The sequence below is a fragment of the Shewanella cyperi genome, from assembly GCF_017354985.1.
Lineage (GTDB): Bacteria > Pseudomonadota > Gammaproteobacteria > Enterobacterales > Shewanellaceae > Shewanella > Shewanella cyperi.
Map to the genome: position 1 here is coordinate 3,097,063 of NZ_CP071501.1, position 12,471 is coordinate 3,109,533.

Sequence of the window (12,471 nt, forward strand, 5' to 3'; positions counted from 1 at the left end):
CTGCAATGAAAGAGGTTGTAATGACAAATGTCGCCCCGCGGGCCGAACACTTCATAGCCGGTTATGAGCACAGCCTGGATGCGCTGCACGCCCTGGCAGCCTCCGTTGCCGCCGCCCCCAACTGGCAGGAGAAATACCGCCAGCTGATGCAGGCCGGCAAGTTGCTGCCCGACTTCGGACAGATCTGGCAAACTGAAGACACCAGGGTCAGGGGTTGCGAGAGTGCCGCCTGGCTTTGGCATTACCATCAGGAAGGGAAACACTATTTCCTCGCCGACAGCGATGCCCGCATAGTCAAGGGCCTGATAGCCCTGTTGCTGGCGGCCCTCAATGGCCACAGCGGCAGCGAGATAGCCCAATTCGATGCCATTCAATACTTCGATAGCCTGGGACTGGGCAATCAGCTCAGCCCCTCACGCACCAATGGCCTCTATGCCCTGGTGCAACGGATGCAAACCCTAGCCAAGGAAACCCCATGAATCCAGTACGCAGACAAGTACTCAAGGGCCTGGGCGCAGGCGCCCTGCTGGCCCCCCTGTCAGGCCTGCAAGCCAAGGCCGTCCCCCACAAGCCGCTGTTTATCGACGGTCTGTCGTTCCTGCCCACCGAGATGGCCGATGTGAAGGCCTCGGGACTGGACGCCTTCCTGTGCGATATTTCTGCTATCGAATCCATTGAGCAGCCGGATGGCACGGTCAACTACAAACGCACCTACAAGGCCTGTATCCAGTCCATCACGGAGGCCAGGGCCAAGGTGTTGGCCGAGCCGTCGCTCATTCAGGGACTGTCGGGCAGCGACATAGACAAGGTCCGAGGCAGCGGCAAGACGGCGGTGTTTTTCCAAATCCAGGGGGCCGATTGCGTCGAGGATTCCCTGACCCAGGTGGATGAATTCCACACCCTGGGCCTGCGGGTGCTGCAACTGACCCACCACTACGGCAACAGCTTTGCCGGTGGCGCCCTGGATTCGGACGCCAAGGGCAGTCTTAACCTGCCACTGACGCCCAAGGGTTATGCCCTGGTGGACAGGCTCAATGATAAAAACATCTTGCTGGATGTGAGCCACTCCAGCGAGCAAACCGCCCTGGATGCGGTCAAGGCATCACGCCAGAGCGTGGTTCAGAGCCACGGCGCCGTGCGTGCCATAGTGCCACACGCCCGCTGCTCACCGGACAGCGTGATCCGCGCCATTGCCGACAGCGGCGGCGTATTCGGGATTTTCATGATGAGTTTTTGGCTCACCAATGATCCCGTACCGACCACGGACCATTATCTGGCCCAGCTCAAACATGTGGCCAAGGTGGGTGGCCTGGATGCCGTGGCCATAGCCAACGACTATCCGCTGCGGGGTCAGGAAAACCTGCTCAAACTCAACAATGACAACGCCGAAGGGGTCAAGGAATACCTCGACTGGTGGTACAGCCTGCGGGCCAAGAAGGTGCTCGGTTTTGACCATGAGCCGGTGCATGTGGTGATCCCCGAACTCAACCACATAGAGCGCATGGCGCGTATTTATGATGCCCTCAAGAGCGCCGGTTTCAAGGCCGCCGAGGCCGACAAGATAGTCGGCGGCAACTGGCAGCGGGTGCTGAAATCTGTGCTGCGCTGACAAGTTGAAGGTTTAAAACAAGGCCCGCAATCGCGGGCCTTGGTGTTTCTGTGTTTTGCCTGTTATGCAAAACCCGCCAGCGCCGCCTCTGTTTCGGTCACCAGGGAGTCTATCAGCTCAGCGGCCCTTTTGTGCCTGAGCAGCGGCGCAGACTGTCCCGACCACAGCGACATCAGCTCGGGGCGGGCCGCCTCAATGGCGGCGCGCTTCAGCTGGCCCATCAACCAGTTCTGCACCGGATAAGGGGCCAGGCTCAGATGCGGTGCCTCTTCCATCAGGCGGTTGCGGATCCCGCGGGCCAGGCGACCACTGAACACCCGGGTCAGCCCAGTGTGCCTGGCGTCCTCGCTGAACAGCTTGTCACGGTGCAGATCCGTGGTACCGGATTCGGCGCAGGCGAGGAAGGCCGTGCCTATCTGCACCCCATCGGCGCCGAGTGTCATGGCGGCGGCGATACCGCGACCATCGGCAATACCCCCGGCGGCGATGACGGGTATCGACAGGGCATCGACAATCTGGGGCACCAGCGAGAAGGTGCCCATCAGGTTGTCCTCCGGCGGCGCCAGGAAGGCGACCCTGTGACCACCGGCCTCGAAACCGCTGGCCACCACCATGTCGACCCCGGCACGCTCCAGCGCCATTGCTTCTTCAACCGTGGTGGCGGCCCCGAGTGTGACTATGTCCAGTTCACGGCAACGGGCCAGGATAGCGGCATCCGGGATCCCGTAGACGAAACTGAACACCGCTGGCCTGGCCGCAAGCAGGGCTTCTATCTGCTCGTTAAAGTCCGGTACCGAGTAAGCGGACAGCGGCGGCGCCGTGACCCCGAGTTCATCGAAGAAGGGGGCCAGGGAGTCAACCACCTCCCGATATTCCCCGGCTGTGATCTTGGGGCCGTCGCTGCCATCGAATGGCAGCCACAGATTGAGGGCAAAGGGACCTCGGGTGTTGGCGCGGATGGCTGCCGCCACCTCGGCTATGCCCTCAGCCCCAAGGTGATGGCAGCCGAAGGAGCCGAGCCCGCCGGCATTAGAGACGGCCGAAGCCAGCGCCACGCTGGACAGACCGCCGCCAAAGGGCCCCTGCACTATCGGCAGGGCAGTTCGCAGCCGTTCGGTTACCTTGGTATGAGTCCAGCGCCCCATCATGCCAGCCCCTCGGCACTCAGTGCCGCCTGCACTGCCGGACGCTGGGCCACCCGGGCCATAAAGGCCTGCAGTTCACCGAGATCGGACAGGTCCAGATCCACATACTGACTCCAGCGTGTCACCACAAACAGGTAAGCGTCGGCGGCGCTGAAATCATCCCCGGTCAGGTATTGGCCCTTGGCCAGCTGGCGATTGAGCCACTCGTACTTTTTGCGCAGCACACCGCGCAACACAGACTTGGCATTGGTGTCCAGATCGCCGTTGAACAACGGGCTGTAGCCCTTGTGCAGCTCGGTGCCAATAAAGTTTTGCCACTCGTCAACCCGGTAGCGGCGCGGGCTGCCGGCAGGGGGCACCAGGGCATGGGCCTTGGCCAACTCGGCGATAAAGCGGGCGATGACCGGGCCTTCGCTCAGGTGCTCACCGTTATCCAGTTGCAACAGGGGCACCTGACCACGGCCGTGGATCTGCAGGTAATCCTCGCCGCCCGCTGTCATGCGGGTGTTGAGATCCACCTGCTCCAGGTCAAATGCCAAACCGGCTTCACGCATCACTATATGGGGGGCCAGCGAGCAGGTGCCGGGGGAAAAATACAGTTTCATTTTCATTCTCCAGTTGGGTTGGGATCACTGGAGAGCAGAATATTTAGTTCACAACTATTAATAAATGCGCTACAAATCACTTTATAAATTACACAAGGTAACAAATAGTGCGGCAGTTTGGTGAAGTCACCCTGGGAACCATAGAGCTGTTTTGCCTGTGTGTGCAAAGCGGCAGTTTCAGCGCCGCGGCGGTCAAGGCCGGCCTGACCCCACCTGCGGTCAGCCGCGCCATCGCCCGTCTGGAGCAGCATCTGGGCGCCAAGCTGTTTGCCCGCACCACGCGCCGGTTCAGCCTGACCGATGCCGGCCAGCGTTATTACCACCACTGCCGCCTGGCATTGGCGCAACTGGGGGAGGCCGAGCGCGAACTGGCCGGTGAACAACAGACCCCGTCGGGCACTGTGCGCATCAGCATACCTACGCCCCTGGGGCAACTGCGGGTGCTGCCGTCTCTGCCGCTATTCCAGGCACGCTACCCCGAGGTGCAACTGGAGGTGCAGCTCAGCAATCGCAACGTGGACTTCATCGCCGACGGCTTCGATCTCGCCATCCGGGTGCGTACCCCACCGGAGTCGGAACTCATTGCCCGGCCACTGGGCATAGGCACTTTGGTAGTGGTGGCCGCTCCGGGTTACCTTGAGCGCTGCGGCATACCCGAGTCGCCGGCCGATCTCGCCGGCCATGATTGCATCCAGTTTTTGCTGCCGAGCAGCGGCCAACCCGTGCCCTGGCGCTTTGTCCAGGGCGGCAAGGAAGTGGAAATCGCCACCCGTGGCAGCATCAGCATTACTGACGATTTGCTCGGCTGTGTCACCCTCGCCCGCCACGGCGCGGGGCTGTTGCAGACCTATCGCTTTCTGGTGGAGGACGATCTGGCTTGTGGAAACTTGCTGGAGGTCTTGCCCGGATTCGCCGGCGCCGGTCGGCCCATGTCATTGCTGTATCCGCGCAACACCCATCTGCCGCTGCGCACCCGGGTGTTTATCGACTTCCTGATGGAGCAGGTGGCGGGCAGCTTCAACTGATCGCCTTATCTGCATACCCGGCAATCCCTATTGGCCCACAGGTGTTTTTACGCCGCCACCTGCGCCGCCAGAAAACGTTTGTCCCGGCGTGCCCACAGCAGTAGCAATGCGAGCGCGGCGGCGACCATAAGCACAGTCACTATGGAGTCTTCCGGTCCCACCAGGCCACCGCTGAGCCAGTTGGGGCCGTGATATTGGCTCTCCAACGGCGCCAGCGCGCGCCAGTCGTCCAGTCCCGACAGCGGCAAACCTGTCAGCACCACGGCAAAATTCCAGGCAGCGTGGTTGGCGGCCACCACCCACAGGTTGCGGGTTTTCACAAACAGCACGGTCCAGAAGGCGCCAATCAAGGTACCGGAAATGACAGTCATCACCAGCTCAGGGACACCCATGTTGCTGTCCAGGTTGGCAATGTGCAGCACGGAAAACAGCAACGACTGCAGCCAGAGTGCCGGCACAGTGCCCCAGGCCCGCTCCAAGGTCTGGAATATCAGGCCACGAAAAACCAATTCCTCCATGGTGGCCGCCACCAATATCACCCCGGCAACACCCAGCAGCCCAGCGTCCAGGCCTCGGACGGCATTGATTTCATAGACACCGAAGGCAAACAGAGGTAATGAAGCCAGGGCTATCATGGCAGCCCCGGACAGGGCGCCCGTGGTGATGCCCAGGGGCGCTGGGATCAGCTCCGGCATGGGACGTTTTTCATAGAAGCGAACATAGACCCAGTAGGCCAAAACCACTGACAACAGGATCCCGACGCGGCGCACAGTGGAAATAGTTGCCTCATCCAACGCCAAGGCCCACTGGGTCAGGGGCAGCAGGCCCCAGCGGAACAAGCCGACCACACCGACCATGATCACTGCGGCCACCAGCAACTTAAGCAATACCTGTCTAATTTTCCGTCCCTGCATCATGCATAGCTCCGATAGATATATGTCAAAATCACAATAACTTAAGCCATTTATACTGACGAGGGGGAACGGGAATGGCAATTGTAAAAATCCGTGTTCAGCAGCCATTGCCCCCTAAGCCTCGATATCAAGCGCAGCGGGCGAGGCACAACAGCTAAAAAAACGCCCGCGATAGCGGGCGTTGTTGTCTGAAATGACAGGGAGATCAGCTTGCGTCCTGTCCGGCACCCAGTTTTTCAATCAGCAACACCAGGGCTATACCCGCCAGGGCGCAGAAGATGGCGAACGCCAGCTGCGAGGCCTCGCCGGTCAGTTGCTCATAGCCCCAGGGGGACAGGTTTTGCTGCTGCAAAGGCACCTGTTCACCATGGGAATTGATGCGCCAGGTGAGCGTTTGTTTCCAGGGCCAGATCTTGCCCAGGGTGCCCAGCATCAGGCCGGTAAGGAAAAACACGGTCGCATCGTGGAAACGGCGCAGCAAAGCCGACAGCAGATGACTGAAGCTGAGTATCCCGGCCACGGCACCAACAGCGAAACAGCCGAGAATATCAAATTGCAGGTTCTTGGCCGCCCCCAATACCGCCGGATACAGGCCCAGCAGCAAGAGGATAAAACTGCCGGAGATCCCGGGTAATACCATGGCGCAGATGGCCACGGCACCACCCAGCAGAATATTCAGATAACTGGGTTCCACTTCCACCGGGTTCAACACTGTAATGCCCCAGGCCACCAGCACGCCGAGGCCAAACAGCGCCAACCGCACTGCAGAGAACCCCTTGACCTGGCGCAGCATGTGCCACACAGAAACCAGGATCAGGCCAAAAAAGAACGACCACACAGGTATGGGATGGTGGTTCAGCAAATAGGAGATCAGCTTGGCGAAACTGAAGATGCTGGTGAGTATCCCCGCCAACAGGCTCAGCAGAAAGGCACCGTTGATATGGGCAAATGCGGCCCTTGCTCCCTCGCGGCGCAATATGCCCACCAGAGAGGGATTAATGCGGCGAACACTGTCGAGCAGGGTGTCGAGAATGCCGGTGATAAAGGCTATGGTACCGCCGGATACACCGGGTACCACATCGGCGGCCCCCATGGCCAGGCCCTTGAGATAAGTCAGAAAATGCTTCACAAAACATCCTTTTCACAGCTGAAAGTGGGGCCGATTATACGTGCCACGGCGCGCAACTGAAAATGAAGTTTGTGGGTGGCTTTGAGCCGAGGCCAAGACACTGGTGACTTTGGCCGCCAAGATGCTAGACTCATCCGACCAGAACGATGATTCAGCATCATTAGTTCAGAAAAATAGTTCAACACACTGATTCAGAACAACAGCCCGCCCCAGTGGCCAAGGAAAGGACAATCACCATGACCACAGACACCCGTCCCAATAAAGTACTGGCGCTCTACCAACGCCTGCAATCCTGGCCCATGGGCAAGAAGATTTTTTCCATCATGGTGGCCCGCATGGCCCCCTACTTCAGCACCATAAGGCCCCTTATTACCGAGCTCAGGCCCAACTATTGCGAGTGCCTGATAAAGAAACGCCATGGGGTGCACAATCACATCAAAACTGTCCATGTCATCGCCATCTGCAACGGCCTGGAAATGGCCATGGGCGTGATGGCCGAAGCGTCGATTCCCAAACACCTGCGCTGGATCCCCAAGGGCATGAGCCTGGACTACACGGCCAAGGCCGGCAGCGATATCCGCTGCGTGGCCGAAGTCAAACCCGAAGATTGGCGGGAAGGCGATCTGCTGGTGCCGGTCACGGCCTACGACAATCAGGGCATTGTGGTGGTCAAGGGCCATATCAAACTGTGGATTTCACAAAAGCCGTCCAAGAGCTGAGTCGGCTAACTACTTGGGAGTGCAATTCACAGGACAATGAATTGATGGGATTTTTTGCCGGTTTATCGGCCTTGGTCTAAGCTCAAAGGCATTAAAGGCCGCAGCAATAAACTTCTCAGGGATGACCATGACCAGTAAACGGATTGTATTGGTGTTTCTTGCCCTCCTCCTTCCCTTCAGCCTGCTGATTGGTTATTGGCTGCATCTGCTGGCCGAAGATCGCTTCGACAAGGATTTTCTCCATCTCCGTCAACAACAAAGCCTGGGGATCCGCCTTGGCAATGAAGCGCTGAAGGAAGACTTTGAAGCCCTGTTCCGGGATGTGGCTTACCTGGCAGCCCTGGCTCCCATCCACGATGCCTTGAATGACGATGCTGAGGCGGCCCGGGAACAACTGGCGAAGCAACTGGCCGAATTTGTTGCCCATAAACCTATCTACAGTCAGCTCAGATTGCTGGATGCCTCCGGTATGGAACGGGTAAGGGTAAACCTGACGGATACGGGGATAAGCATCACCCCTCAGCCACAACTGCAGAACAAAGCCGATCGCTACTATGTGCAGGAAACCCTGAGGTTAGCCCCCGGCCACATCTACGTGTCACCCATAGATCTCAATATGGAGCGGGGCAAGGTCAGCACCCCTTTTGAACCCATGGTGCGGCTGTCGACGCCGATTTTTGCAGGGGATCAACTCAAGGGCATGTTGATCCTCAATTACCGCGCCGCCCTGCTGCTGCAATATTTCCGCGATGCCACCCGCGAAGTTCCCGGTGAGGTGATGTTGCTCAATACCGACGGCTTTTGGATTGTGGCACCGGATCCCGACAAGGAGTGGGGCTTTATGCGCAACCGCAGCGATCTGACCCTGGCCCAGAGCCAGCCGGATATCTGGAGTCGGATCCGCAACACCAACAAGGGGCAGGTATCACTGACTTCGGGTCTGTGGACCTGGGAAAGCCAGTTTCTTATCTACAGTGATTTCGCAGCCAATTTACATGCGCCGACGGGGCAAACGCCGATGATTTTTGATCAAAACATCTGGAAAACCGTCACCCTGGTGCCCAAAACACAGCTGGATGACATAAAGCAGGAGAGCAGAAGCCAGCTGTTTCGGTTGGGATTGGTATTGTTACTCGCCTGGAGCGGCCTGGCCCTGGCTTTCTGTCACAGTAAATGGCAGAAAGCCTGACGGGCGCGAACAGACCTTATTGCAGCAGCCAGGCTGCCAGATTCTGCGCCAAACGCAGATTGTCTCCCTTCAAAAACGCATTCTGAAACATGGCATCATCGCCAAATACCGCCAGCTTGCCGGCGCCCACCTTGCCGGCAACCACCAGGGGCCAGGCATCCCGGGGTTCATCGGCATCGGCCATCTGATTGCGATTCAAATCAATCCAGGCGCTGTCGGAAGTGAAGGCCAGATCCATGAGTCCCTCGGCCTGGGCCTTGATGGCCCAGACGCCATAAAAGCCCACCTTATTCACACCGGCAAACAAGGGATGCTCCCTGTCAATGCGGGCCGCGGCAAAATCCTGGGAATTTTCGCCGAGCAAATGCTGCTGCTCACGAATGGCGGCATTGGTCACGGCGACGCCGAAGCGGTTCAGCAATTCACCGTTCAACGGCCCCACGTGCAGCATGACAGCCAAACGGCCACCTTGCTCCACAAAGGCTTTAATGGCAGCCAGCTCCGCCTCGCTATAGGGGTCGAAGGCACCGGAGATCACCAGCACCCTGGCATCCGCCAGTGCCGCCTTATCCAGCACACCTTTGTGGCTAACCAGCTCCTGGGCACCGAATTGTTCCCCCAGGCCCGACAGCCCCAGCGGCAAGCGCTGGGCCAGGGTAAACTGCTGCCCATGGCCTTCGTCAAACACCACCTTGGCGGCATGGGCACAGGGCGCCAGCAGCCCCAGCAGTGCGGCGGCAATCCAGCCTTTGTTCATATTGATCCCCACTCACGGAAAAACACTTGGAAAGTGCTTCATCATAGATGGCTGTCACACCCGGGAGCCAAGCAATTCTGCCTTCCGGCGGCAGATAAGCGCCAAAGTGTGATCCGGGTCAGCCACGCTTGAGCACGGCAAGGGCACTGAGGGCACGTTCCCGGGCATAGCTGTGGTCTATGATGGGCGCGGGGTAAGTCTCGGCAAATAAGTCCGCGGCACGTTTTTCCGGTCTGTGCAGCGCCTTAAGGGGCCAGCCGGCCAGCTCCGGCAGCCAATGGCGAATAAAGCGAGCTTCGGGGTCGAACCTTTCACTTTGCAGCTGGGGATTGAAGATCCTGAAATAGGGCTGGGCATCACAGCCGGTACCGGCGGACCACTGCCAGCCACCATTGTTGGCGGCCAGATCGCCATCCACCAGTTGGCGCCGGAAGTAAGCTTCGCCCCAACGCCAGTCAATCAGCAGATGCTTGGTAAGAAAGCTGGCAGCAAGCATCCGCAGGCGGTTGTGCATCCAGCCAATAGTATTGAGTTGGCGCATGGCGGCATCGACTATGGGATAACCCGTGCGCCCTTCGCACCAGGCGGCAAATTCTGTTGCATCGTTACGCCAACGTATGCCGTCACCCAGGGCGTTGAAATTCTCACCCCGACTGAGACCGGGGTAGGCCTGCAGCAGATGCCGATAGAATTCGCGCCACACCAGTTCCATCAGCCAGCTGCGGCCGGGACTGCCCTCCTCCACCAGTGCGGCGGGATACGCATCCAGTACCGCGGCCATGCACTGGCGGGGACTGAGCACCCCAAGGGCCAGATAAGGGGACAGGCTGCTGGTTCCCGCCATGGCCGGGAAGTCACGCTGTTGGCCGTAAGCACCAAGCGCACCGCCGCTAAAGGCTAGCAATCTCTCTCTGGCGGCCACTTCACCGCTTGGCCAATAATCGGAAGCGCGCTTTTCCACGTCAAGGCGGAAATGCGAGGGCACCAGAGCCGGCCCCAAGGGCTGTGGCGCCGGCAAAGGGCGTATGGCCTGGCGGCTGGCCAAGGCACACCAGCGGCGGGCGAAGGGCGTAAATACCCGGTACATGGCCCCCGCGTCCGTGGTGACTGTGCCCGGCGGCAACAGGCAGTGGCCCCCAAAGAGGCGCAGGTCAATGCCCGACGCCAACAGCCCGGCATCACGGCGGCGCTCGTTAAGTTCCACTTCTTCGCTGGCGAACACCTTGCTGATATTGCGCTGCGCCAGGTATTGCCCAAGGGCGGCGGGCACGGCGGCAAAGTCCGCCACCGTCATCAATTCCAACTCAATGCCCAATGCTGCCAGCGACGCGGCCAGGCAGTTGAGATTGCGTTCGATAAAATCCAGCTGCATGGGCCCCACATCATGGGCCTGCCACTGCTTTGGTGTCGCGATATAAAGGGCGTACAGCCTGGCCCCAGTGTCCCTGGCTTCCTCACAGGCGGCCCACAGGGCTTGGTGATCGCTAACGCGCAGGTCCTGCCGGAACCAGATAAGCAGATTCATGATTCGGCTCTCAGGCGCCCGAACCATTGCTCCACCTCGGCCTCATCCAGTTGCGTCACCTCTTCGATAGCCTCCGGACTGACACAAGTCATGCCCATCTGTTGGCAAAGGCTCAGCACTGAAGCAAGCTCAGCTTTCTGACGGTACGGACCGGGCAATAACAGCATATGTCCGCAGGCTATTCTGTCCTGTAACAATGCCAGCTGCGCGGTGTCGGCATCGGGCAAGGCAAAAAATAACACCCGAAAGCCCGACTGATTCAGAGTCAGCCGCCACAGGGTCACCAGCCAGCGCGGCTGCGGTCCTGTTGCCAGCAACAGCAAACGGGGGGCTTTGGGGGGCAAATGCTGCTGCATCAGAGTACAGTGCCTGAGCAACTCCTGCTCCAGCCAATCCCCCAGCAAACCACCGTCCTGACGCTCGGCCAGGAGTAACTCAAGCCGCCTCAGCCAAGGCTGTAACAGTTGACGCCTCAGGACACCAAAGGGATACAAGCGCTGCGCGTCGTCCAGCAGACGTTGCAATCCGTCGCTGTCGAGCCGGATGACCGCCTGCTCCAGGCTGCTGCTGAGTTGCTGCCATTCATCGCCAAATTCGGGCCGCGCACTGCTATCCGACAGCAAGGGCTTGATTTTGCTGATGGCGACCCCTTTATCGAGCCAGGCCAGTATTTCCCGTACCCGGTCAAGATGGTCCTGGGTATAGAGTCTGTGGCCCTTGGGAGTGCGCAGGGGCACCACCAGACCATAACGCCTTTGCCAGGCTCTCAGGGTCACGGGGTTGACGCCGCACAGAGTGGCCACCTCGCCGATACTGTAAAGGGGTTGATCCAATTCAGAGTCCATAACGCAGTTTAAGCTCCTGGGGATGGGGATTGAGATAGACCTGGGACGCTATGTAGTCATCAGGATGTTGCCGTAAATGGTGCTTGATCAGGGTTAAAGGCACAAGCAAAGGCTGCATCCCCAGGCGATAAGCACTGATGGCTTCACACAATTCCTGCTTTTCTTCGCCGTCAAGCCTGTGCTTGAAATAGCCCTGGATGTGCTCAAGGGCACAGCTGTGATTGCGGCGGCTGGCGGGTTGTGCCAGGGCAGCCATAAAGCCCTGCAGATAGGCCTCGGCCAAGGCCGGCAATGGCAGGTCCGAGTGGGCCAACATGGGACCCAATTGGCGATAAATAGCCGGGTTGTGGGCCAGCAGGAGGTATTTGTAACGGGCATGGAACGCCATCAGTGCGGCGCGGGTCACTCCCTCTGCCTGCAAACACTGCCATTTATGAAAGGCGAACACCCGGGTAATGAAGTTTTCCCTGAGCAGAGGGTCATGCAAGCGCCCCTCTTCTTCTATCGGCAGCTGTGGCCAACGGCCCTTTAAAGCCGCAGCGAAAATGCCTGTGCCTTCTTTGGCGCCTTGATTGGTGTCGGCCTTATAGACCTTGACCCGCTCCATGCCACAGGAGGGCGACTTGCCGCACAGGATATAACCACTGATGAAATCCAGTCTTTCGACCTGACGTTCACTGAAATCCCGGAGCTTGTCGGTCACATCCATGTTTGCATTGCGGATCCGTATCTCACCTCGATCACGCACCAGACGCAGGCTTTGACGCGGCGCCCCTAAACCTATGGCCATCTCCGGGCATATTTCGACAAAGTCAAACTGCTTACCCAGTTCATTGTCGCAATAGCTTGATCTTTTATGGCCACCATCAAAACGCACCTGCTGACCCAACAAACAGGCACTGATACCAACCTGAATACGCTGCGGATTAAACTTGTACATAGTGATACTCCTTGTATAGGTATTGTGAGTATGACACACAAACCTGTACATGAGTAGTATTTTTGTACA

The 12,471-nt window shown here is 58.8% G+C and carries 13 protein-coding genes; 5 read left to right on the forward strand and 8 right to left on the reverse strand.

The features are described 5' to 3' along the window. The first annotated feature begins 20 nt into the window (after positions 1-20). Positions 21-479 carry a SufE family protein gene (locus JYB84_RS13615; protein ID WP_207320577.1) on the forward strand — a complete coding sequence of 153 codons (459 nt, stop codon included), beginning with the start codon at positions 21-23 and terminating at the stop codon, positions 477-479. Continuing rightward, on the forward strand, positions 476-1,609 hold the full coding sequence (locus JYB84_RS13620; protein ID WP_207320578.1) for a membrane dipeptidase: 1,134 nt from the start codon (positions 476-478) through the stop codon (positions 1,607-1,609). Before JYB84_RS13615 ends, JYB84_RS13620 begins: the two co-directional genes overlap by 4 nt. A 62-nt stretch (positions 1,610-1,671) precedes the next feature. Here JYB84_RS13620 and JYB84_RS13625 read toward each other — a convergent pair whose 3' ends face one another. Together JYB84_RS13625 and gstA are read right to left on the reverse strand one after the other, a co-directional pair. Then, on the reverse strand, positions 1,672-2,757 hold the full coding sequence (locus JYB84_RS13625) for an NAD(P)H-dependent flavin oxidoreductase (protein ID WP_207320579.1): 1,086 nt from the start codon (positions 2,755-2,757) through the stop codon (positions 1,672-1,674). After that, a complete protein-coding gene (gene gstA, locus JYB84_RS13630) occupies positions 2,754-3,359 on the reverse strand; it encodes a glutathione transferase GstA (protein WP_207320580.1) in 606 nt (201 codons plus the stop codon). The genes JYB84_RS13625 and gstA overlap by 4 nt, the downstream gene beginning before the upstream one ends. Before the next feature lie 107 nt (positions 3,360-3,466). Here gstA and JYB84_RS13635 point away from each other — a divergent pair, with 107 nt between their 5' ends. Further along, on the forward strand, positions 3,467-4,384 hold the full coding sequence (locus JYB84_RS13635) for a LysR family transcriptional regulator (protein WP_207320581.1): 918 nt from the start codon (positions 3,467-3,469) through the stop codon (positions 4,382-4,384). Between the two features lie 47 nt (positions 4,385-4,431). Here the strand turns inward: JYB84_RS13635 and JYB84_RS13640 are convergent, their stop codons facing one another. Both JYB84_RS13640 and JYB84_RS13645 read right to left on the reverse strand, forming a co-directional pair. Then, entirely contained in the window at positions 4,432-5,301 is an 870-nt protein-coding gene (locus tag JYB84_RS13640) for a CPBP family intramembrane glutamic endopeptidase (protein ID WP_207320582.1), read from the reverse strand. A gap of 202 nt (positions 5,302-5,503) precedes the next feature. Beyond that, a complete protein-coding gene (locus JYB84_RS13645) occupies positions 5,504-6,427 on the reverse strand; it encodes a DUF368 domain-containing protein (protein ID WP_207320583.1) in 924 nt (307 codons plus the stop codon). 236 nt (positions 6,428-6,663) lie between these two features. On the opposite strand from JYB84_RS13645, the gene JYB84_RS13650 reads away from it, so the two are divergent. Together JYB84_RS13650 and JYB84_RS13655 are read left to right on the forward strand one after the other, a co-directional pair. Beyond that, entirely contained in the window at positions 6,664-7,146 is a 483-nt protein-coding gene (locus JYB84_RS13650) for a hotdog fold domain-containing protein (protein ID WP_207320584.1), read from the forward strand. Positions 7,147-7,273: 127 nt separating this feature from the next. Further along, a complete protein-coding gene (locus JYB84_RS13655) occupies positions 7,274-8,335 on the forward strand; it encodes a PDC sensor domain-containing protein (RefSeq protein WP_207320585.1) in 1,062 nt (353 codons plus the stop codon). Positions 8,336-8,351: 16 nt separating this feature from the next. On the opposite strand, the gene JYB84_RS13660 is transcribed toward JYB84_RS13655, so the two are convergent. The 4 genes from JYB84_RS13660 to JYB84_RS13675 form a co-directional block, all read right to left on the reverse strand. Next, positions 8,352-9,092, reverse strand: a complete 741-nt coding sequence (locus JYB84_RS13660) for a DUF4350 domain-containing protein (protein ID WP_207320586.1) — start codon at positions 9,090-9,092, stop codon at positions 8,352-8,354. 118 nt (positions 9,093-9,210) lie between these two features. Continuing rightward, the gene (gene phrB, locus JYB84_RS13665; protein WP_207320587.1) at positions 9,211-10,617 is read right to left on the reverse strand and encodes a deoxyribodipyrimidine photo-lyase; all 1,407 of its coding nucleotides are present in this window, start codon (positions 10,615-10,617) and stop codon (positions 9,211-9,213) included. Beyond that, a complete protein-coding gene (locus JYB84_RS13670; protein ID WP_207320588.1) occupies positions 10,614-11,462 on the reverse strand; it encodes a MerR family transcriptional regulator in 849 nt (282 codons plus the stop codon). Before JYB84_RS13670 ends, phrB begins: the two co-directional genes overlap by 4 nt. Then, positions 11,452-12,402 carry a YbgA family protein gene (locus JYB84_RS13675; protein WP_207320589.1) on the reverse strand — a complete coding sequence of 317 codons (951 nt, stop codon included), beginning with the start codon at positions 12,400-12,402 and terminating at the stop codon, positions 11,452-11,454. Before JYB84_RS13675 ends, JYB84_RS13670 begins: the two co-directional genes overlap by 11 nt. Positions 12,403-12,471 lie beyond the last annotated feature (69 nt).

Excerpts from the sequence above, each read along its gene's own strand:
- JYB84_RS13615 (WP_207320577.1), top strand. The coding sequence starts at position 21 with ATGACAAATGTCGCCCCGCGGGCCGAACACTTCATAGCCGGTTATGAG.
- JYB84_RS13620 (WP_207320578.1), top strand. The coding sequence starts at position 476 with ATGAATCCAGTACGCAGACAAGTACTCAAGGGCCTGGGCGCAGGCGCC.
- JYB84_RS13625 (WP_207320579.1), bottom strand. The coding sequence starts at position 2,757 with ATGATGGGGCGCTGGACTCATACCAAGGTAACCGAACGGCTGCGAACT.
- gstA (WP_207320580.1), bottom strand. The coding sequence starts at position 3,359 with ATGAAACTGTATTTTTCCCCCGGCACCTGCTCGCTGGCCCCCCATATA.
- JYB84_RS13640 (WP_207320582.1), bottom strand. The coding sequence starts at position 5,301 with ATGATGCAGGGACGGAAAATTAGACAGGTATTGCTTAAGTTGCTGGTG.
- JYB84_RS13650 (WP_207320584.1), top strand. The coding sequence starts at position 6,664 with ATGACCACAGACACCCGTCCCAATAAAGTACTGGCGCTCTACCAACGC.
- JYB84_RS13655 (WP_207320585.1), top strand. The coding sequence starts at position 7,274 with ATGACCAGTAAACGGATTGTATTGGTGTTTCTTGCCCTCCTCCTTCCC.
- JYB84_RS13660 (WP_207320586.1), bottom strand. The coding sequence starts at position 9,092 with ATGAACAAAGGCTGGATTGCCGCCGCACTGCTGGGGCTGCTGGCGCCC.
- phrB (WP_207320587.1), bottom strand. The coding sequence starts at position 10,617 with ATGAATCTGCTTATCTGGTTCCGGCAGGACCTGCGCGTTAGCGATCAC.
- JYB84_RS13670 (WP_207320588.1), bottom strand. The coding sequence starts at position 11,462 with ATGGACTCTGAATTGGATCAACCCCTTTACAGTATCGGCGAGGTGGCC.
- JYB84_RS13675 (WP_207320589.1), bottom strand. The coding sequence starts at position 12,402 with ATGTACAAGTTTAATCCGCAGCGTATTCAGGTTGGTATCAGTGCCTGT.